Annotated in this window: 21 protein-coding genes; 15 read left to right on the top strand and 6 right to left on the bottom strand. The window is 54.9% G+C overall.

Annotation, left to right across the window (positions count from 1 at the left end):
- Nucleotides 1–86 precede the first annotated feature (86 nt).
- The 5 genes from metG (at nucleotide 87) to ABH899_RS07535 (ending at nucleotide 5,727) form a co-directional block, all read left to right on the top strand.
- A complete protein-coding gene (metG, locus tag ABH899_RS07515) occupies nucleotides 87–2,105 on the top strand; it encodes a methionine--tRNA ligase (RefSeq protein WP_369995297.1) in 2,019 nt (672 codons plus the stop codon).
- A 214-nt stretch (nucleotides 2,106–2,319) separates the two neighbouring features.
- Entirely contained in the window at nucleotides 2,320–3,282 is a 963-nt protein-coding gene (locus ABH899_RS07520; RefSeq protein ID WP_369995298.1) for a metal ABC transporter substrate-binding protein, read from the top strand.
- Nucleotides 3,283–3,348: 66 nt separating this feature from the next.
- Nucleotides 3,349–4,122, top strand: coding sequence for a metal ABC transporter ATP-binding protein (locus ABH899_RS07525; protein WP_009674866.1), 774 nt, complete (start codon nucleotides 3,349–3,351; stop codon nucleotides 4,120–4,122).
- Nucleotides 4,123–4,173: 51 nt separating this feature from the next.
- Nucleotides 4,174–4,977 (top strand): metal ABC transporter permease, encoded by an 804-nt coding sequence (locus tag ABH899_RS07530; protein ID WP_009674868.1) that lies wholly within the window; start codon nucleotides 4,174–4,176, stop codon nucleotides 4,975–4,977.
- A gap of 36 nt (nucleotides 4,978–5,013) precedes the next feature.
- A complete protein-coding gene (locus ABH899_RS07535) occupies nucleotides 5,014–5,727 on the top strand; it encodes a cytochrome c biogenesis CcdA family protein (protein ID WP_103995243.1) in 714 nt (237 codons plus the stop codon).
- Nucleotides 5,728–5,754: 27 nt separating this feature from the next.
- Here the strand turns inward: ABH899_RS07535 and splB are convergent, their stop codons facing one another.
- On the bottom strand, nucleotides 5,755–6,813 hold the full coding sequence (splB, locus tag ABH899_RS07540; RefSeq protein WP_218229748.1) for a spore photoproduct lyase: 1,059 nt from the start codon (nucleotides 6,811–6,813) through the stop codon (nucleotides 5,755–5,757).
- Between the two features lie 202 nt (nucleotides 6,814–7,015).
- On the opposite strand from splB, the gene mntR reads away from it, so the two are divergent.
- Nucleotides 7,016–7,450 carry a transcriptional regulator MntR gene (mntR, locus tag ABH899_RS07545; protein ID WP_009674896.1) on the top strand — a complete coding sequence of 145 codons (435 nt, stop codon included), beginning with the start codon at nucleotides 7,016–7,018 and terminating at the stop codon, nucleotides 7,448–7,450.
- A gap of 119 nt (nucleotides 7,451–7,569) precedes the next feature.
- Nucleotides 7,570–8,535 carry a patatin-like phospholipase family protein gene (locus ABH899_RS07550; RefSeq protein ID WP_009674905.1) on the top strand — a complete coding sequence of 322 codons (966 nt, stop codon included), beginning with the start codon at nucleotides 7,570–7,572 and terminating at the stop codon, nucleotides 8,533–8,535.
- Nucleotides 8,536–8,722: 187 nt separating this feature from the next.
- On the opposite strand, the gene ABH899_RS07555 is transcribed toward ABH899_RS07550, so the two are convergent.
- On the bottom strand, nucleotides 8,723–9,010 hold the full coding sequence (locus tag ABH899_RS07555) for a hypothetical protein (RefSeq protein ID WP_009674930.1): 288 nt from the start codon (nucleotides 9,008–9,010) through the stop codon (nucleotides 8,723–8,725).
- A complete protein-coding gene (locus ABH899_RS07560) occupies nucleotides 9,007–9,957 on the bottom strand; it encodes a DUF1385 domain-containing protein (RefSeq protein ID WP_369995304.1) in 951 nt (316 codons plus the stop codon). Before ABH899_RS07560 ends, ABH899_RS07555 begins: the two co-directional genes overlap by 4 nt.
- A gap of 159 nt (nucleotides 9,958–10,116) precedes the next feature.
- On the opposite strand from ABH899_RS07560, the gene ABH899_RS07565 reads away from it, so the two are divergent.
- The 8 genes from ABH899_RS07565 (at nucleotide 10,117) to ABH899_RS07600 (ending at nucleotide 17,359) form a co-directional block, all read left to right on the top strand.
- Nucleotides 10,117–10,674: a YqhR family membrane protein gene (locus tag ABH899_RS07565; RefSeq protein ID WP_369995307.1), complete on the top strand. Its 558-nt coding sequence runs from the start codon at nucleotides 10,117–10,119 to the stop codon at nucleotides 10,672–10,674.
- Nucleotides 10,675–10,768: 94 nt separating this feature from the next.
- Nucleotides 10,769–11,212 carry a type II 3-dehydroquinate dehydratase gene (aroQ, locus tag ABH899_RS07570; RefSeq protein ID WP_369995310.1) on the top strand — a complete coding sequence of 148 codons (444 nt, stop codon included), beginning with the start codon at nucleotides 10,769–10,771 and terminating at the stop codon, nucleotides 11,210–11,212.
- Between the two features lie 6 nt (nucleotides 11,213–11,218).
- Nucleotides 11,219–12,289 carry a M24 family metallopeptidase gene (locus ABH899_RS07575; RefSeq protein WP_369995313.1) on the top strand — a complete coding sequence of 357 codons (1,071 nt, stop codon included), beginning with the start codon at nucleotides 11,219–11,221 and terminating at the stop codon, nucleotides 12,287–12,289.
- Nucleotides 12,290–12,315: 26 nt separating this feature from the next.
- Nucleotides 12,316–12,873 carry an elongation factor P gene (gene efp, locus ABH899_RS07580; RefSeq protein WP_009674902.1) on the top strand — a complete coding sequence of 186 codons (558 nt, stop codon included), beginning with the start codon at nucleotides 12,316–12,318 and terminating at the stop codon, nucleotides 12,871–12,873.
- Nucleotides 12,874–13,098: 225 nt separating this feature from the next.
- Nucleotides 13,099–14,130 carry an ABC transporter substrate-binding protein gene (locus ABH899_RS07585; RefSeq protein WP_369995316.1) on the top strand — a complete coding sequence of 344 codons (1,032 nt, stop codon included), beginning with the start codon at nucleotides 13,099–13,101 and terminating at the stop codon, nucleotides 14,128–14,130.
- Nucleotides 14,131–14,194: 64 nt separating this feature from the next.
- A complete protein-coding gene (locus ABH899_RS07590) occupies nucleotides 14,195–15,118 on the top strand; it encodes an ABC transporter permease (RefSeq protein ID WP_369995318.1) in 924 nt (307 codons plus the stop codon).
- Nucleotides 15,105–15,899 carry an ABC transporter ATP-binding protein gene (locus ABH899_RS07595; protein ID WP_369995321.1) on the top strand — a complete coding sequence of 265 codons (795 nt, stop codon included), beginning with the start codon at nucleotides 15,105–15,107 and terminating at the stop codon, nucleotides 15,897–15,899. The genes ABH899_RS07590 and ABH899_RS07595 overlap by 14 nt, the downstream gene beginning before the upstream one ends.
- 203 nt (nucleotides 15,900–16,102) lie before the next feature.
- Nucleotides 16,103–17,359 (top strand): aspartate kinase, encoded by a 1,257-nt coding sequence (locus tag ABH899_RS07600; protein ID WP_218229754.1) that lies wholly within the window; start codon nucleotides 16,103–16,105, stop codon nucleotides 17,357–17,359.
- A 168-nt stretch (nucleotides 17,360–17,527) separates the two neighbouring features.
- On the opposite strand, the gene ABH899_RS07605 is transcribed toward ABH899_RS07600, so the two are convergent.
- The 3 genes from ABH899_RS07605 to comA form a co-directional block, all read right to left on the bottom strand.
- A complete protein-coding gene (locus ABH899_RS07605; RefSeq protein WP_009674889.1) occupies nucleotides 17,528–17,992 on the bottom strand; it encodes a DUF441 domain-containing protein in 465 nt (154 codons plus the stop codon).
- 96 nt (nucleotides 17,993–18,088) lie between these two features.
- Entirely contained in the window at nucleotides 18,089–18,826 is a 738-nt protein-coding gene (locus tag ABH899_RS07610; protein WP_369995324.1) for a 2-phosphosulfolactate phosphatase, read from the bottom strand.
- Nucleotides 18,816–19,661, bottom strand: coding sequence for a phosphosulfolactate synthase (gene comA / locus ABH899_RS07615; RefSeq protein ID WP_009674910.1), 846 nt, complete (start codon nucleotides 19,659–19,661; stop codon nucleotides 18,816–18,818). The genes ABH899_RS07610 and comA overlap by 11 nt, the downstream gene beginning before the upstream one ends.
- Nucleotides 19,662–19,709 lie beyond the last annotated feature (48 nt).

Genomic DNA, 19,709 nt, shown 5'->3' on the forward strand with positions numbered 1-19,709 from the left:
TCCCTTTGTTGGACGGGGGCTTTTTGTGATTTTCCGCTTCCGCGTCTCGTTTTCATAGAACATTACGAAGAAAGAGGATGGGTAACATGGACAACAACCGGAAAACCTTTTATTTAACGACACCGATTTATTACCCCAGCGACAAACTTCATATCGGGCATGCCTATACGACGGTGGCGGGAGACGCCATGGCGCGCTACAAGCGGCTTCGCGGCTATGATGTCATGTATTTGACGGGCACGGACGAGCACGGCCAGAAAATCGAGCGCAAAGCGAAGGAAAAGGGGCTGACCCCCCAGGCGTTCGTGGATGAAATCGTCGACGGCATCAAATCCTTGTGGAGCCGGCTGGATATTTCCTACGATGATTTTATCCGCACGACGGACCAGCGGCATAAGGACACCGTTCAGAAAATTTTCGACCGCCTGACTCAGCAGGGAGACATTTACCTGGATACTTACGAAGGCTGGTACTGTACGCCTTGCGAATCCTTTTTCCTGGAAAATAAGCTGGTTGACGGCAAGTGTCCCGACTGCGGACGTCCGGTCGAATGGGTGAAAGAGGAAAGCTATTTCTTCCGGATGAGTAAATATGCCGACAGACTGCTTAAATATTACGAGGAAAACCCGGAGTTCATTCAACCGGAATCCCGCAAGAACGAAATGATCAACAACTTCATCAAGCCGGGGCTGGAAGATCTCGCCGTTTCGCGGACGACGTTCGATTGGGGCATTAAAGTGCCCGGCAACCCCAAGCATGTCATCTACGTCTGGATCGACGCGCTGACGAATTATATTACGGCCCTCGGCTACGGCAGCGAAGATCCGTCGAAGTATGAGCGCTACTGGCCGGCCGACGTCCATCTCGTGGGCAAGGAGATTGTCCGCTTCCACACCATCTACTGGCCGATTATGCTGATGGCCCTGGACCTGCCTCTGCCGAAAAAAGTGTTCGCGCACGGCTGGCTTCTCATGAAGGACGGCAAAATGTCGAAATCCAAAGGCAACGTCGTAGATCCGGTCACGCTGATCGACCATTTCGGACTCGATGCACTGCGCTATTACCTGCTGCGCGAAGTGCCTTTCGGATCGGACGGCACCTTTACGCCCGAGGCGTTTGTCGAGCGGATCAACTACGATCTCGCCAACGATCTGGGGAATCTGCTTAACCGGACTCTGGCGATGCTCGGCAAATATTTCGACGGCGTCGTTCCGGACTTCCATCCGGGAGTTACGGCTTTTGACAAGGAACTGATCGCAACGGCGAAGGAAACGGTTGAAACCGTAGAAGCGCAGATGGAGAAAATGGAGTTTTCGACTGCCCTGGCGGCTATCTGGGCGCTTGTCAGACGCGCCAACAAATACATCGACGAGACGCAGCCCTGGGCTCTGGCCAAAGACGACGTAAACCACGGCACGCTAGGCTCCGTCATGTACGCCCTGTTCGAGACGCAGCGCATCGTCAGCGTGCTTCTGCAGCCGTTCCTGACCCGCACGCCTGCGAAGATCTGGGAGCAGCTCGGCATCCAGGCCGGCGCGCTGACCGCTTGGGACAGTGCTCACACGTTCGGCCTGCTGCCTGCCGGCACCAAAACGGCCAAAGGCGATCCGCTCTTCCCGCGTCTGGATATGGCCGAAGAGGTCGCCTTCATCGCGGCCGCAATGACAGGCGGTCAGGCGCCGGCCGGTGAAGCCGCAGCCGAGCCTGCATCCGCGGCAGAAGGGTCCGCTCCGGCCGGGAAGACTCCGGCGGAGGATGCCAAGCCCGCGCCGGAAGCGAAGCCCGAAATCGGTATCGACGATTTCGCGAAGGTGGAGCTGCGCGTGGCGCAGGTAACGGCGGCGGAGCCCGTCAAGGGCGCCGACAAGCTGCTTCAGCTCCAGCTGGACCTCGGCTACGAGCAGCGGCAGGTCGTTTCCGGCATCGCGAAGTACTACAAGCCGGAAGAGCTTGTCGGACGCAAGGTCATCTGCGTGACGAACCTGAAGCCGGTGAAGCTTCGGGGCGTGCAGTCGCAGGGGATGATCCTGGCGGCTTCCGAAGGCGACGGGCTGACACTGGCGACCGTGCCGGATTCGATGCCGAACGGCGCCATCGTGAAATAACCCCCTTTCCCGACCCGGAAAAAATGCGGACATGTTTCGCGTTTTTTCCGGGTTTTGACATGGGGAGGGGCGAATTTTTGTCAATTAATCGTAATGTTTATGATTAGTATTGACAGGAGGCGGGCCGGGTCCGTATAATCAGCAAGTAAATAAAAATAATTACGATTTACACAGCTTGATTATTGTGACAGGCTGCCGAGAGGAGTTATTTTCTATGAAAAGACGGCGTATACTTACAGGGTTGACACTGGCGATATCTCTGCTGCTGGCAGGTTGCGGAGGCGGCCAGAAGTCGGCGGTCGCGGAAGATAAAATTAATATCACGACGAGCTTTTACCCGCTTTACGATTTTGCGGTCAAGGTCGGGGGCTCCCATGTGAATGTCATCAACCTGGTACCAGCGGGTGTGGAGCCTCATGATTGGACACCGAAAGGCCGGGACATCAAAAATATCGGCGATTCCCAGTTGTTCCTCTATCAAGGAGCGGGTTTTGAAGGCTGGGTGGACGACTTCCTCAAAAGCTTGAAGGACAGCAAGGTAAAACCGGTCGTAGCGAGCGGGGGAGTCGAACTTCTTAAAGCCGGGGAAGAGGCGCACGGGCACGATCACGATCACGGCAAGGACGAACACAGCCATACCGAAGAGGCCGGCAAAGATACAGACCCTCACGCGTGGCTGAGTCCCAAAAACGCCAAAAAAATGTCCGAGAACATCAAAAACGCACTCGTTGAAGCCGATCCGGCGCACAAGAGCGACTATGAAGCGAACTATTCGGCTTACGCGGCCAAACTGGACGCTCTGGATAAGCAGTACAAGGACAGCCTCTCCGGGCTGCCGAAGAAAGAAATTGCCGTGTCCCACCAGGCATTCGCCTATTTGTGCCATGACTACGGGCTGACTCAGATGGCCATTATGGGCCTTTCCCCGGATGCCGAGCCGACCGCTCAGGATATGAAGAAAATGAGAGAGTACATCGCGGAGCACGGGATCAAATATATCTTCTTCGAAGAACTGGTATCGGACAAACTGGCGAAAACGCTGGCCAAAGACGCGAAGGTCGAAACGCTCGTACTGAATCCGCTGGAAGGGTTGACCGAAGAACAGGTAAAGCAAGGCAAAGACTATGTTTCCGTGATGGAAGATAATTTGAAAAATTTGACGAAAGCTTTACAATAGAAGAGACTCATCATCGAAGCGACAGAAGCGAAAGCCGCCCGGCGGCGAAGGGAGCAGAAGAACGGAATGGAGACATGGAAACCGGACGGCTGCCATAACAAAATCGTGGAATTCAGCGGCATCTCCTTCTCATACGGAAGCAAGCCGGTTATAACGGATTTAAATTTTGACGTTCTAGAAAGAGATTTCGTAGGACTGATCGGTTCCAACGGAGCGGGGAAAACGACGCTTTTGCGGATGCTGGTCGGCCTGCATAAGCCTACGGAAGGCGATATCCGCTTGTTCGGACAGCCGATCCGGCAGTTCCGGGACTGGGAGCGCATCGGGTACGTACCCCAGAAGAATTCGCTGAATCCGCTGTTCCCGGCAACCGTCCGCGAGGTGGTTATGTCGGGGCTTTACACGAAAAAGAAGCTGTACAAGCGCCTGACCAAAGAGGATATGCGCCGGTGTGACGATGCGATGGAAGCGATGCGCATCGAAGATCTGGCGAAACGCAGAATCGGAGAATTGTCGGGCGGACAGCAGCAAAGGGTGTTTCTTGCGCGTGCTATCGCCAACAATCCCGAACTGCTCATTCTGGATGAGCCGACGGTGGGGATCGATGCGGAAAGTCAGGCGGTATTCTTTAACATGATCCGCCATATGCACCAGCATCATCACATGACCTTCATCATGGTGTCTCACGACCGGGAAATGATGAGGTCCTATCTCGGTTCGGAACCGCAGACGCAGAGCGGAGGACTGAAGTTTTTCGTGAAGCACACGCACGAACCCGAGAATTGCGAAGAGACCGACCTGACGCATTCTACCGTCAGAGAGCTTCAAACAAGTCAATAAAGGCATGCCGCCTGTTGACAGCGGATTAAGAGGAAGTAAGGGGCGAGCAGCTTGGACATTTTTACGGAACCGTTTTTTGTAAGAGCACTTATCGGTGGCATCTTGATCGGGCTGACCGCTCCGTTGATGGGTGTCTTTCTGGTGCTGCGGAGGCTTTCGATGATCGGGGACACTCTCGCGCATGTTTCGATCGCGGGGGTGGCGCTGGGGTTTCTTCTCGGCGTGTATCCGATCGGAATGGGGCTTCTTTTTGCGCTTCTGGCATCGTTTGCGATCGAGAAGCTGCGCAAGGCGTACAAAACGTATGCGGAGCTGTCCATCGCGATAATCATGTCCGGCGGGGTGGCGCTGGCTACGCTGTTGTTTACGCTGGGCAAAGGGTATAATATTAATGTGATGAGCTATTTCTTCGGCAGCATTTACACACTCGATTCCAGCGACCTGTGGGTCGTTTTCGGCGTGTGCATCCTTGTGCTCGCCGTGGTTGCCCTGCATTTCAAGGAATTGTTCCTCATGTTCTTCGACGAGGAGGCGGCTGGCGTAAGCGGGCTGCCGCTGAAAGTGTACAACATCATGATCACGATGCTCACGGCGCTGGTCATCTCCGTGTCTATCAAGATCGTGGGCGCGCTGCTCGTATCCGCGCTTCTTACGATTCCGGTCGCCTGCAGCCTTCTCGCGGCGAAGAGCTTCCGGCACTCGGTCGTGCTGTCCGTCATTATTTCGGAGATCGGTGTTGTCGCGGGACTGGCCTTGGCGGCGTGGTACGATTTTGCGCCGGGAGCGACCATCGTTCTTTCCCTGATCGTCGTCCTCATCGTTCAGTTGGTTTGGAAAACGGTCCGCCGCGCTTAAAAAAACGGCGGCCGGAAGCAGGAGGAATGCTTACACATGCAGCATGTTAATGTTTGGCTCGCTTTCTGGGCCGGGTTCGCTTCGTTTATCTCGCCGTGCTGTCTGCCGCTGTATCCTTCGTATTTGTCTTACATCACCGGAATTTCGGTCAGTGAACTTAAGTCGGGGCAGACGAAAGGCGCGGCCAGACTGCAGACGATGGCCCATACGCTTGCATTCATTCTCGGATTTTCAATCATTTTTTACAGCCTCGGACTCGCGGCCAGCTCCGTTTCGGAGTTTTTTGTAACGAACCGGGATCTGCTCAGACAAATTGCGGCTCTGCTCATCCTTGTGATGGGATTGTTCCTGCTCGGAATTTTTCAGCCGAAGTGGATGATGAGAGAGCGCAAACTCCAGCTTAAATGGAAACCTGCGGGCTATCTCGGATCGGTCCTGATCGGAATCGGCTTCGCCGCGGGCTGGTCGCCTTGCATCGGACCGATTTTATCGTCCATGCTTGTGATGGCTGCCGCCGAGCCGGACTCGTGGCTTCCGCTGATCAGCGCTTATTCGCTCGGATTTGCGATCCCTTTTTTCGTCCTGTCCTTTTTCATCGGATCTACCAAATGGATTTTGCGCTACTCCGCCACGATTATGAAAATAGGGGGAGGCGTCATGATTGTATTCGCCATTTTGCTGTACACCAATCAGATGTACAAAATCACAATTTGGCTGAACAACATAACGCCCCAATGGCTGCAATTTTGACATGAGCTTCGGAAGACCGGGGATCAATCAGGTAAAATATTCGATTTTGGCGTTCGGAAACTTATCGAAAATCTGCTCCGTAATAAATTCGCGCAAAGCCGTCGCCTGCTCATCGGGATATACATACTTGCCGCGGCCGTAGCGGCCCCATTTATACTTGCGCTTCGCCTCGTCCATCTCCAGCTTGGATTTGGGATAGCGGCGTTCGATCACGTTCTTCGCCGTCTTCGTGAAACGGTGCTGGATCAGCTCGAATGTCAAGTCGTCGAGCGCTTCCGGGGGCAGAGCGTTATGGAGCTTGACGATCAGCTCCTCATAGCCCTTTTCCCAGCCGTCGTGCCAAATAATCGGGGCGATGATGAAGCCGAGCGGATAACCCGCGCGGGCCACTTTGCCGGCCGCCTCGATGCGTTCATGAAACGCCGAGGTGGCCGGCTCGAAGTTTTTAATGACATAGTCGGCGTTTACGCTGAACCGGAACCGGGTATGCTTGTTATGCTTCGCATCAAGCAGAGGTTCGACATGGTGGTATTTCGTAACGAAACGAAGACGGCCGAGCGGCTCGTTGGCCATAAATTCGATATATTCTTTGAGAGAGCCGGTAATATGCTCCAAACCGACGGGATCGGAGGTGCAGGCCGCTTCGAACCGCGTAATTTCGGGGGCTCTTTCTTCGATATACTGCTTGGCGGCTTTGAGAATATCGTCGGTATTGACGTATACCCGTACATAAGGTTTGTTGCCTAAGGTCGTTTGAAGATAGCAGTAATGACAATGTCCCATACAGCCTGTCGCAATCGGCATGGCATATTCGGCGGACGGCTTGGACGTATCGAACTTCAGCGTTTTCCGGATTCCCACCACAAGCGTCCGCTTCGCGATCCGGTACTTCTCCAGCTCGGTTTCGCCCGGCAGATTTGTAATCCGGTTGTGGGAAGTCGTCATGTGGATGGGCAGCCCTTTGCTTTGGGCCCATTCCAGAATACGTTTGCCCTTGGGATACAGGAGGGCGTCCGGTTCGAAATAAACGAGCTCCGGCACGAACAATGCGGTGCTCCTAGTGCGGGTCATCTGTTCAGTAGCCATGGCGTGCTCCTTTAAGACGGGAAGTAACGGAACAGTCCTTCCGTTCGGCTATAGTCTGCACCCTGGACAACGCTCGTAACCGTGGGAAAAGTTCGCGGTAATGGCTGCGGCGTAGTCCGTTAACTTGCTTTATTAGTTAATAAACGGTATTATACTAAAGCAAATAAGCAACTAATTTTAGCAAAAGCAGGGGGAACTCGGGATGGCGACGCCCAGTATGGAAGATTATTTGGAACGGATCTACAAACTGATCGACGAGAAAGGCTACGCCCGTGTGTCCGACATTGCCGAAGGCCTTGAAGTGCATCCTTCTTCCGTGACGAAAATGATCCAGAAACTGGATAAAGATAAATATCTGATTTATGAGAAATACCGCGGACTCGTTCTGACTTCAAAAGGCAAAAAAATGGGCAAACGGCTGGTGGACAGACATGCCTTGCTGGAACAATTTTTAACCGTTATCGGTGTTCAGGAAGAAAATATTTACCGCGATGTGGAAGGAATCGAGCATCATCTGAGCTGGGATTCCATTACCTGCATCGAAACGCTGATTGAATATTTGAACCGGGACCCAGCCAGGCTGGAAGATCTCCGCAGCATAAGGGCAGAGCTGGACAACAGCTCGGACTCCGAATAAAACCGAAACGTTTGCCGATCTAAGATGGCGGACGTTTTTTCGTTTTTTACTGTGAAAATCGCGTCTAGGAACGTCCATTGCCGCATACATACCTAGGGAAGGTGTGCGGAGGTGACGGAATGAAAATCAACGCGGTATTCGAAGGCGGCGGTGTCAAAGGAATCGCACTTGCAGGGGCGGTCAGCTCGGCGCTGGATAACGGATTCGAGTTTCACGACGTGGCGGGAACCTCATCCGGTTCAATCGTGGCGGCTTTTCTCGCGGCGGGATACACGGGGGAAGAAATCAAGCGGCTCATTATCGAAACCCCGTTTCACAAATTTTTAAAGCGCTCTCCCATTTTCGATACGGGAATTGTGGGGTCGGCCGCCAGGCTTATTTGGAAAAAAGGGCTCTATTCCGGAGACGCCCTGGAAGATTGGGTGCGCGAGAAGCTGGAGGTCAAAGGAATCCGGAAGTTCGGCGATCTCCGTAAAAACCAGCTGCGAATCGTGGCTTCGGATATTTCCCAGGGAAAGCTGCTCGTTTTTCCGGACGACGTCGCTCAGTACGGAATCGATCCCGGCCGTTTTTCCATTGCCCGGGCCGTCCGAATGAGCTCTTCGATTCCGTATTTTTTCGATCCCGTGAAAATCCGGAAACCCGCGCGGCAGACCCGGCACGATGAACCGTTCCGCAACCAGTTTGTGTACATTGTGGACGGGGCCATTCTGAGCAACTTCCCGTTGTGGCTTTTCGACGAGCCGGAACAGCAGCCGGGCCGCATTCCAACCTTGGGATTCTCTCTGGTCGGCAAAATACCGAAACATATTCATAAAATCAACGGGGTTATCTCCATGTTCCAGGCTTTGTTCACGACGATGATGGATGCACACGACACCCGGTACATCGAAGAGAACAACTATTTCCGGACGATCAAAATACCTGCGCTCAACGTAAACTCGACCCAGTTCAATCTGACCCTGGAGGACAGCGAAAACTTGTACGAGGCCGGGTACCGGGCTTCCGACGACTATTTCCGCAAGTGGTCCATGCATCTGTATGAGTCCGCTTATGAAAAATACGTCCTGCGCAAGCCGGTATGAGCGATATATGCCGGTTACGGCGGATTAGCCCGGCGTTTGCAGGTATCCGTAAAGCCCAAGGGGTGAAAGAGGCTATACGGCAAGCGCGCCTATCGCGTTACAAGATTAAAGCCGCGGAGAGCGGCCGCGCATCCGGCCAACAAAAAAAGCGAACCTGAAAAGGTTCGCTTTTTTTGTTTCCGCCTTCTTAGTGGTATCTTGGCGGGTCTTCCGGAGGATCGGAAGGCTTGCTGCCTTCAATGACCCGGAACTTGGCTTTGCGCTTCCGCTCCGACGCCGAGAGCCGGTCCGGCTTGCGGCTCGCGGAGCGTGTTTTGTAGGAGGTGCCCTGCCCCTTCCGGGGGGCCATCTTGTACAGGACGAAAATCAATCCGAGCACCAGAAGGGGAATGAGAAACTGGTTTAAGCTGTAGGCAAGTCCGATCAGAGCGAGCGCCGCGATGACGACGGTAGCGGCCGACCAGCGGCGATTCATGCGCTTGCCTTGGACTGGGTGAGCCGGCTTTCGGCTTCACGCATCCGGTTGAATGAGGCGATCGAGACTTCCACCTGATCGTCCGTAGGCTCTTTGGTCGTCAGCTTTTGCAGCCAGAGCCCCGGATAACCGAGGAAACGGAGAACCGGCACTTCACGAAGGGAGTTCGTAAAACGAAGAACTTCGTAAGAGACGCCGATGATGACCGGCAGAAGAACCAGGCGCTGAATGATACGGTCGATCATATTGTCGTAGCTGAAGAACGAGTAGATGATGACCCCGATGATGACGGTAAAGACGATAAAACTGCTGCCGCAGCGGTAATGAAGCGTACTGAACTGCTGGACGTTGCGGACGTTCAGCTCGACGCCGGCTTCATATGCCGAAATGACTTTGTGCTCGGCGCCGTGATACTGGAACAGCCGTTTGATGACCGGCGTGAGCGAAATGAAGTAAATATAGGACACGAGCAAAACGATCTTGATCAGTCCTTCGATGATGTTGTGCCAGATCTGGTGCTCCTGGAAAAAGCGCCCGAACAGCGTTTGTTCCAGAATAACCGGAACGAGCGTGAAGATCACTTTCCCCATCAGGAAGGACAGGACGCCGACTACGGCTACCCCGAGAATCATCGACAGGCTGAACCCCGACTTCTCTTCCTTGGCGGGAGCCTTGCCTTCGCCTTCTTCTTCTTCCGCGAAGCTTTCGGCCGAGAAATTGAGGTGCTGCGCGCCTTTGGCGCTGGATTCGATAATTCCGACGATACCGCGGAGCAGAGGGATTTTCTTCAGTTTGTTGACCCAGCCGATTTCGGTCTTGGGAACTTCAAGAAAATCGATGGTGCGGTCTTTTTTGCGGACCGCGGTAACATGAACATTCCGGCCGGCAAACATGACGCCTTCAATAACGGCTTGTCCGCCGTAAATGCTTGTATTGGATTGTGACACGTTCTATCCACCTTCTCTAAATAGCTGGTTTCTTCTCTATTTTAGCGAATTTTCCAGCAGAATGCCACCGCTTTCTATTTCGGTTAAGAAGCGGGAATTGGTACATACTAGGTTGGACGTAAAGTTACGGATAATGGACTAGCCGGGAGGAAAAGGAACATGGTTTTACATACACAGGGAACAGCAGCGGCAGGGAATGGCAAATCCGCAGGCAGCCAACGAAAGTCGTTTTCGCAAAACGGCGGGGCGGCCGGAGACGAGAAGAAAACGAACCGGGCTTTTTTCGCGCTGTATCTGGGTTTTTTCGCGGGGGGAATCTGGGGAGCCGTTAAAATCATCGAGTACATATTCAAATTTACGAGGATCATTCCCGCCTTTCTGGCCGAACCGTTCTACCGGCACGATTTTCTCCTCACCTGGCAGGGGATACTGGTGGGTTGGTTGTTTTTTATCGTTTTCTCGATTCTCGCGTCTTTCATCTATATGTTCCTATTCGGGAAAGTAAAAGGGCCCTGGATGGGGGTCGGGTACGGAATCGGGTGGTGGTGCCTGCTCTATCTGGCGATCGGCCCCTGGACGGGCATGATGGGCTGGCTGTATTACAGCGACTGGAACACGATCCTGACGGATTTTTGCCTGTTTCTGCTCTGGGGGATGTTCATCGGCTATTCGACTGCCTTCGAATTTACGGAGGAGCATAGCCGCAAACCCGCTTAGCCAGCTACCTTTTCCAAGCAACTTATGGTAAAATGGCTACGGTAAAGCGAGAAGCCGGAGCACGTTCGGCCGGCTATGAAGGAGGCGCCTAAGCGTGAATAAAGTGCTGGTCCTTAACGGGCCGAACTTGAATATGCTCGGTATACGGGAGCCGGCCGTTTACGGAAGGATGTCTTTGAAAGACATCGAAACGGCAATGACGGAAATAGCGGGAACGCTGGATCTCCAGCTGACCTTTCACCAGTCCAATCACGAGGGCCGGTTGATCGACTGGATTCACGAAGCCCACGGGACGATGGACGGGATTCTGATCAATCCCGGGGCTTTTACCCATTACAGCTACGCCATTCGCGACGCGATTTCATCGGTCGGACTGCCCGCCGTGGAGGTGCATTTGTCGAACATTCACAAGCGTGAAGAGTTCCGGCACCGTTCCGTTCTGGCCGCCGTGATGGTGGGGCAGATTGCGGGCTTCGGGGCTTTCGGCTACGAGCTCGGATTAAGAGCGCTTCATCAACATTTTGTGGAAGCTAGGTGATATATTATGCAGGACAAGCGTCTGGAACGTCTACGCCGGCAGCTGACGAAGCAGGGAATCCCTGCGGTACTCGTTACGAACGCCATCAACCGCAGATACCTGACGGGCTTTACGGGCAGCGCGGGCATCGTACTGGTAACCGGCGGAAGAGCCGTCCTTATTACGGATTTCCGGTATATGGAGCAGGCTCCCAAAGAAGCCGCGGGTTACGAAGTCATCGACCATAAAGGTAAAATCGGCCGGACTATTCTGGATATTCTCGGCAAGGAGTCGATCAAGCAGCTCGGCTTTGAAGAAAATGACTTGACTTATTCCGCTTATTCCGGCTATACTGGCGATTTGCAAGGGGTTGAATTGATCCCGACCGGCGGTATCGTGGAGAAGCTCAGGATCGTCAAAGACGAGTCCGAGCTCCAAATCATGCAGGAAGCCGCAGATCTGGCGGACCGGACTTTTTCTTACATATTAACGAGATTGAGAACGGGCGTGACCGAGAAGCAGATCGCGCTGGAGATGGAAATTTTCATCCGGGAGAACGGAGGCACATCCTCGTCGTTCGATACGATCGTCGCTTCCGGCGAAAGATCGGCTCTTCCGCACGGTGTGGCGAGTGACCGGGTGCTTCAGCCGAACGAATTCGTCAAACTGGATTTCGGCGCCTTGTATAAGGGCTACTGCTCCGACATTACCCGCACCGTCGTGCTGGGTCAGCCTTCGGACAGGCACAAAGAGATTTACGGCATTGTACTCGAAGCCCAGCTGAACTGTGTCGGCAACTTGAAGCCCGGCATGACGGGAAGCGACGGCGACGCGCTGTGCCGCGATATTATTGCCCGCTACGGGTACGGGGACAACTTCGGCCATAGCACGGGACACGGCCTCGGGATGGAAGTCCACGAGCAGCCGCGGCTTGCCAAAGGCTTTGCCGGCGTTCTCGAACCCGGCATGGTCGTGACGGTGGAACCGGGAATTTATATTCCGGGCTTCGGCGGAGTCCGCATCGAGGATGACGTCGTCATCGAGCAAAGCGGCATCCGGCTGCTGACGCATTCCACGAAAGAGCTTATCACCATTTGATTTATTTCCAGGAGGGAACTTGAGACGTGATTTCAGTTAACGATTTCAAAACAGGTTTGACGATTGTAGTAGATAATGATTTATTCACCGTTATCGATTTCCAGCACGTAAAACCGGGTAAAGGCGCCGCGTTCGTACGCTCCAAGCTGAAGAACCTGCGCAACGGCAACGTTGTGGAGAAAACATTCCGCGCAGGCGAGAACGTGGGCCGCGCTCATATCGAAAACCGCGAAATGCAGTACCTTTATGCGAGCGGTTCCGAATACACGTTCATGGATACGGAAACTTACGACCAGATCAGCCTGGAAGAAGCGCAGCTGAAATGGGAGCTGAACTTCCTCAAAGAAAACATGAACATCAACATCATGAGCTACCAGGGAGAAATCCTCGGGATCAACCTGCCTAACAGCGTTGAGCTCAAAGTGGTTGAAACGGAGCCGGGCGTTAAAGGCAACACGGCTCAAGGCGCAACGAAGAGCGCGAAGGTGGAAACCGGCCTGAACGTTCAAGTGCCGCTTTTCATCAACGAAAACGACGTCCTTCTGATCGATACGCGCGAAGGCAAATATATCTCCCGCGCTTAGTTTACAGGCTCGATATGCCCCTGATTCCCGCCAAGGAATCGGGGGCTTTTTGCGCTTTGGCGAACACCGGGAAAAGGACGCAAAAATATCGTTTCGGGAATGAAACGTTTTCATTGACGACTTTAGGCCAGCGGGTTATTATAACAATAACGCTTTACAGGTTTTATGCTTTCATGCAGTAAAACATTAATTCAACCGATGGTTAATTTTAGGGGGAAAACAAAAATGAAAATGAAACCGTTCGTTACGCTTTTATTGGCGGCTTCTTTGGTCACCGCCGCGGGCTGCGGCAAACAGGCGGCACCGGAATCAACCGGCGGCGGGGCCTCCACGGCTCCCGAAGGCAAAAAAGTGAAAATCGGCATTATGCAGATCGTCGAGCATCCGTCTCTGGACGCCGCCCGCCAAGGGTTTATCGCCGCTCTCAAGGACAACGGCTATGAAGACAAGAAAACGGCCGAGATCGACTACCAGAATGCGCAGAACGATATGAACAACAACACTTCGATTGCCCAGAAATTCGCGGCCGACAAAAAAGACCTCGTGCTTGGCATCGCCACTCCGTCCGCGCTTGCCGCGGCGCAGACTGTCAAAGACGCACCCGTCCTGTTTACGGCTGTGACAGACCCCGTCGACGCGAAGCTCGTGAAAAGCATCGAGAAGCCGGGCGGCAACGTAACGGGCACCTCGGACTTGGATCCCAAGGCCGTCGATCAGCTGACGGAGTTTGTGGGCAAGCATTTCCCTAACATCAAGACGATCGGAATCGTGGCGAACGAAGGGGAGCGGAACTCCCAGGTGCAGATAAAGCAGGCGACGGAAGCGTTTGCCAAACACAACATCAAGGTCGTCAAGGCATCGCCCTCCAACAGCTCCGAAGTGAAGCAGGCGGCCGAGTCGCTGATCGGCAAAGCCGACGCGCTCTACGTGCCGCTCGACAACACGGTCGTTTCCGCCTTGAACGCGGTGATCCAGGTGGCGGAGCAGGGCAAGAAACCCCTGTTCGTAGGCGAGAACGATTCCGTTAAAGGCGGCGGTTTTGCGGGTTACGGCTCCAACTACTACGATTTGGGATATACGACAGGTCTTCAAGCCGTCGAAATTTTGAAGAACGGCAAAAAGCCTTCGGACATTCCGGTCGGGTACCCGAAAAAGCTCGATCTGGCCATCAACATGAAAGCAGCTAAAAATATGGGCGTTGAAGTCACGGACGCAATGAAAGCGGAAGTGAAAGAAAAGGCCAACCTGTTTGAATAAGAAGAAATGGGGGCGGCTTCGGATTTCGAAGCCGCCTTATGATTGAACACGAAACGGAGTGAACATGATGACCATCGATTGGGGAACGGTCGCGCAGGGATCGCTGGAGCAAGGGCTGTTTTACGCGATTATGGCACTCGGCGTTTACATTACCTTCCGCATTCTGGATTTCCCGGACTTGACCGTGGACGGAAGCTTTACGACGGGGGCTTCCATCGCGGCGGTAATGATTACGCACGGGGTGTCGCCTCTGCTCGCCACACTCGCCGCATTCGCGGGGGGAGCGGTCGCCGGGCTTGTTACCGGACTGCTGCATACAAAAGGCAAAATTAATGCCCTTCTTTCGGGGATTCTTATGATGATCGCGCTGTATTCGATCAATCTGAGAATTATGGGCAAGGCTACGATTTCGCTGTTCGGAAGCGAAGTTCTGCTTGACAAGGAATTAATATTGTATATCTTGCCGATTGTCGTGGTCGCCATCAAGCTGGCGCTGGATTGGTTTCTTCATACGGAGCTTGGTCTTGCGCTTCGGGCTACGGGAGACAACAAACGGATGATCCGCAGCTTCGGCGTCAACACCGATAACACGATTATCCTCGGGGTTTCCCTCTCGAACGGGCTTGTAGCATTGTCCGGTGCGTTGTTTGCCCAGTATTTAGAATTTTCGGACATGCAGATGGGCGTAGGCATGATCGTTATCGGTCTGGCTTCCGTCATTATCGGGGAAGCGCTGTTCGGGGCCAAAACGATCATCCGCGCCACGTTTGCCGTGGTTCTCGGCGCCATCATCTACCGATTCGTCGTGGCGATTGCGCTGCAAGTCGGTCTGGAATCGACGGACATGAAGCTGATGACGGCACTGATCGTCGTCATCGCGTTAACGCTGCCGAAAATTCAGGGGTCACTGAAGCAGAGAGCGGTTATCCGCAAACGGAAAGCAGAGCTGGCGGAGAAGAGCGGAGGTGTGGAACATGCTCCACATTGATCGCGCATCGAAAATATTCAATCCGGCCACTCCGGATGAGAAGGTCGCTCTTTCGGACATTCAGCTTCATCTCGCTCCGGGCGATTTCGTCACGGTCATCGGCAGCAACGGAGCGGGAAAGTCCACCCTCATGAATGTCATTTCCGGCGTCATGCAGCCCGATTACGGCGTCGTCCGGATCGAGGGCAAAGACATCACGTCGCTCTCCGAGCACAAGCGGAGCCGCTGGATCGGCCGTGTTTTCCAGGACCCGATGGCGGGCACGGCACCGACCATGTCCATCCAGGAAAACCTTGCCATGGCGCATGCCCGTGCGGGCAAAAGAGGCTTCGGTCTCGGTGTGACCAAACAGAGGAAACTCGCGTTCAAGGAACATCTGGAGCGGCTTGGCATCGGTCTGGAAAACCGGCTGAACGCCAAGGTCGGCCTTCTCTCCGGGGGGGAGCGCCAGGCGCTCAGCCTGCTGATGGCGACCTTCACGCAGCCGAATATTCTTCTGCTGGATGAGCATACGGCGGCTCTCGATCCGTCGCGTGCGGAGCTCATTACCCGGCTGACGAAGCAGATCGTGGAGGAGTCCAAGCTCACGACGCTGATGGTGACGCACAACATGGAGCAGGCTATCCGGCTCGGCAACCGGCTGATCATGATGGACAAAGGCCGGATCATCCTCGACATCCCGGCGGCTTCCAAACAGGATCTGACCGTGGAGAAACTGCTCCGGGAATTCGAAAAAATCCGCGGCGAGAAGTTCGTCGACGACCGGGTGGTACTGGGCTGAACGTCAAGGAAAGCGTGTCTGCTTCCGGACAACGGGGCGGGCATGCTTTCTTTTTTTACGGACAAATAGAACGGGATTTCCTCCATTTCTTCTAGGGATAAGGGGAAATGTCGGAAAGTGGAGTTTTCCGCTCCCACAATTCCGAACGTTTATGCTATAATGATCTACAATTATTCATTTGCAAGCATAGGGAGTGAACAGGGTTGTCTTTAATTGTGATGAAATTCGGCGGCAGCTCCGTTGGCGATGCCGAACGGATGAAACGCGTGGCCAAGCGGATCGTGGACCGCAAAAGAGAAGGACACCGCTGTGTCGTGGTCGTTTCCGCGATGGGCGACACGACGGACGATCTCATCGATTTGTCCAGACAGTTGTATGACGGCGCACCGCCGGCAAGAGAAATGGATATGCTGCTGACCACGGGAGAGCAGGTTTCGGTCGCGCTTTTATCGATGGCGATTCAAAATCTTGGCGAACCCGCCGTTTCCTACACCGGCTGGCAGAGCGGCATGATCACGGAAGACCTGCACGGCAAAGCCCGTATCACCGACATTCAGCCGCACAGGATTCACACGGCGCTTGAGAAAGACAACGTCGTGATCGTGGCAGGCTTCCAGGGCATGACCGAAGACGGCGAGATCACGACGCTCGGACGCGGCGGATCCGATACGACCGCTGTAGCACTGGCCGCGGCGATTCATGCCGATCTATGCGAAATTTACACAGACGTAGACGGGATCTACACAACCGACCCCCGTGTTGTCAAAAATGCGCGAAAATTGAAAGAAATCTCGTATGACGAGATGCTGGAGCTTGCCAATCTGGGAGCTGCGGTCCTGCACCCCCGTGCAGTGGAATATGCCAAAAATTACAATGTGGCGCTTGTCGTTCGTTCGAGTTTCACTCAAAACGAAGGCACGTATGTCAAGGAGGAAGCGGAGATGGAACAAGGAATTGTCGTAAGAGGCATCGCCTACGATAAAAATATCGCAAGAATCAGCATTCTGGGCGTACCGGACAAACCGGGCCAGCTGGCCAAAGTATTTACATCCCTGGCGGCGCAGCAGATTGACGTGGATATTATCGTACAAAGCGGCGTGTTAAACGGCCTGGCCGATTTCTCCTTCTCCGTCTCGCTTTCCGACCGCGACAAGGCGCTTCAGACCATCGAAGGCATCCGTGGTGAGATCGGTTTCCGCGAAGTGACTTCCGAAGGCGATCTCGTTAAAATCTCGATCGTCGGCGCAGGTATGGTCAGCACACCTGGAGTGGCGGCCAAAATGTTCGACGAGCTCTCGAAAATCGGCGTCAGCATCAACATGGTGTCCACGTCGGAAATCAAAATTTCCTGCGTGATCGAAGGCAAGCTGCTGGCGGAAGCCGTTCAAGCTCTCCACACGGCTTACGGACTCGACGCCCAGGAGCAGGTATTCGTGGGCGGACCGCAGGACAGACGTTAATTCGTCGTTCCGGTCGGGCTAGTCGTCCCGCAACCGCAGCCTTCTAAGCTGAAACATGAAAATAACCAAAATAAAACCGGCCTCGGGAGGCCGGCAAGGCGCTGAACTGTCCGACGACAGTTCAGCGCTTTTTTATTTACAGGCTGTAAAAATCCGGATGTTCGGAACTCAGGAGATTCGATCCGCGACGAACGTGAATATTTTCAGCAAAACGGCTGTAATGCCTGCCGCCATCAAGGGCCCGACGGGAATCCCGCGCATAAAAATGATGCCGAAAATAGAGCCGATCACGAGCCCGACGATCAGTTGCGGATCGATTTTCAATAAATCGAGCCCTTTGCCGTTCATGTAAGTGGCGATGGCGCCGCCGGACAGAGCGAGAATGCCGGGCCAAGTCGTAAATACCGTCAAGATATCTTTATACGAAATCCGTTCGCTCGCGAAAGGGACGAGCACGCCCATCGTCAGAAACAGCAGCCCGAGCTCCAGCCCTCTTCGTTCGATGGCGGGCAGATAGCGGTCCAGGCTGATCAATTTGACGACGAGCAGGACACAAGCCGCCGTTGTAATGATGGGGGAGCGTCCGATCAGGCCCACAATGATCAGTATAACGAGAAGCAGATCTCCGTTCATGAGAAAACCCCTTGTACCAGTCTCCCTTTATTGTATGAGCGGGGACAAGTTTTAGAACGAAGCGGCTCTTGCAGGCGTGCGGAAAAACGCCCCCGTTCAGCGGGGAAGATGCTCCCTGGCGGGCGCCCAGGGGACGAGGACGTCGTCTCTCAGCAGGGGGACGATGTCCGAGACATTCACGCGGGCGGCGAAGGCGATGTCCGCTTCGCAGCCGATGGAAGCCAGCCTGCGCCCGCTGTCGCAGGCTGCCAGCGGCGCGGCGGGATCGTCCGCATGCCGCTCGTAGCAGGCCGCAAGGCTGCGGCCGAGATCGCTGACGTCGGCGGCGCTCCCGCAGAGCCTCTGCAGCGCGGAGACGATGAGTCCGGCGCAGAGGCCGTCCTCGAAGCAGAACGCGCCGGCCGTTCCCGCGCACAGAAGCGCGATGTCGCGCTTCCACCCGGCGGCGGCCCTGGCGCACGCCTCGCCGTTCAGCAGGGCGGCGGCCGCGATTTTGTCCGCCGGAGCGGCCTTCTGCAGCGCCCGTGTGCCGTTGGTCGTGGTCAGCACGACCCTGCGGCCGCCAACGGCTTCGGGCGTGTACTCCAGCGGCGAGTTGCCGAGGTCGAAGCCGGGAATGCGCCGGCAGCGGCGTTCCCCGCCGAGCACATCCCGCTTCCCGCGCAGCATGACCGCCTGCTGGACGGACTCGGCGGCAAGAACCCCGGCGCTGCCGCTCTCCAGCGCGGCAACGATCGTGGTCGTCGCCCGGAGCACGTCGATGACGATAGCGGTCCGTCCGGCCAGCAGCTCGCTTCGCACTTCGCTCAGGGAAGGGATGACGTCAATCCGCATGGACTCTGGCGCCTTCTTCCCGGGCGCTTTTTCTGAGTCGTTCTCCGAAGTGAAGCGTATCGGAACGCAGGCCGCGGCGCAGCGCCTCCAGGGCGATCACATCGGCCGGAGCGACGTTGCCCAGGTGAACGTCCGGACCCAGCAGCTCCAGCAGGTGAATCTGCTGGTTTTTGAGCGGAGCCTCCCAGAGAAGAATATCGGGGCTGGGGACCGAGCGGAGCACACCGTTCAGCTCTTCGTCTTTACAGGCGCCGTTCTCGTCGAAGATACCGACTCCGATCCCCGATTCCCGGGCTTCGATCGTAACGAGCTCCGCGCCCATTTCCACATCCCCGGTTACCGTAGCGACCAGCGCCTCCGCTTCTACCGAAGACCCCCAGCATTTTTTACCGTATTCCGTGATCACCTTAAGCCCGGCCTCGATTCCCCGGACGATCAGCTCGCTGCGGAGACTGCGGTCCAGCTCAATCGTTCCGTCCGATATTTCGACGCAGGTGAAGCCCAAAGCCGCCACGGTGTCGAAATAAGACGAAATAAGTCCTTCTTGAACCGCCACCTCCAAAAAGGTGCCTCCGGGATAGACGTCGATCCCCAAGACCTTCGCCCGTTCGATCTTGTGCCGGAGCAGCTCTCGCGGATAAAGCGGGGAAGTGCCGAAGCCCAGCTTTATATAGTCCACATGTTCTCCTGCGGCCTGCAGCAAATCGTCGTAAGCGTTCAGGCCGAGGCCTTTATCCATCACCATCGTTTTCCCGAGTGCCCGGGGTTTGCTCTGACGGCACCCTGTCGGATCGGCGAGAGTCGGATGCCACTTTTTGCAAGAAGACTCTTCCATAACGTCCTCACCTCAGTACTTTCCGGTGGAGTAAATTTCGTAGTCATC

This window comes from Paenibacillus sp. RC84 (assembly GCF_041260495.1).
In the GTDB taxonomy this organism is placed as follows: domain Bacteria; phylum Bacillota; class Bacilli; order Paenibacillales; family NBRC-103111; genus Paenibacillus_F.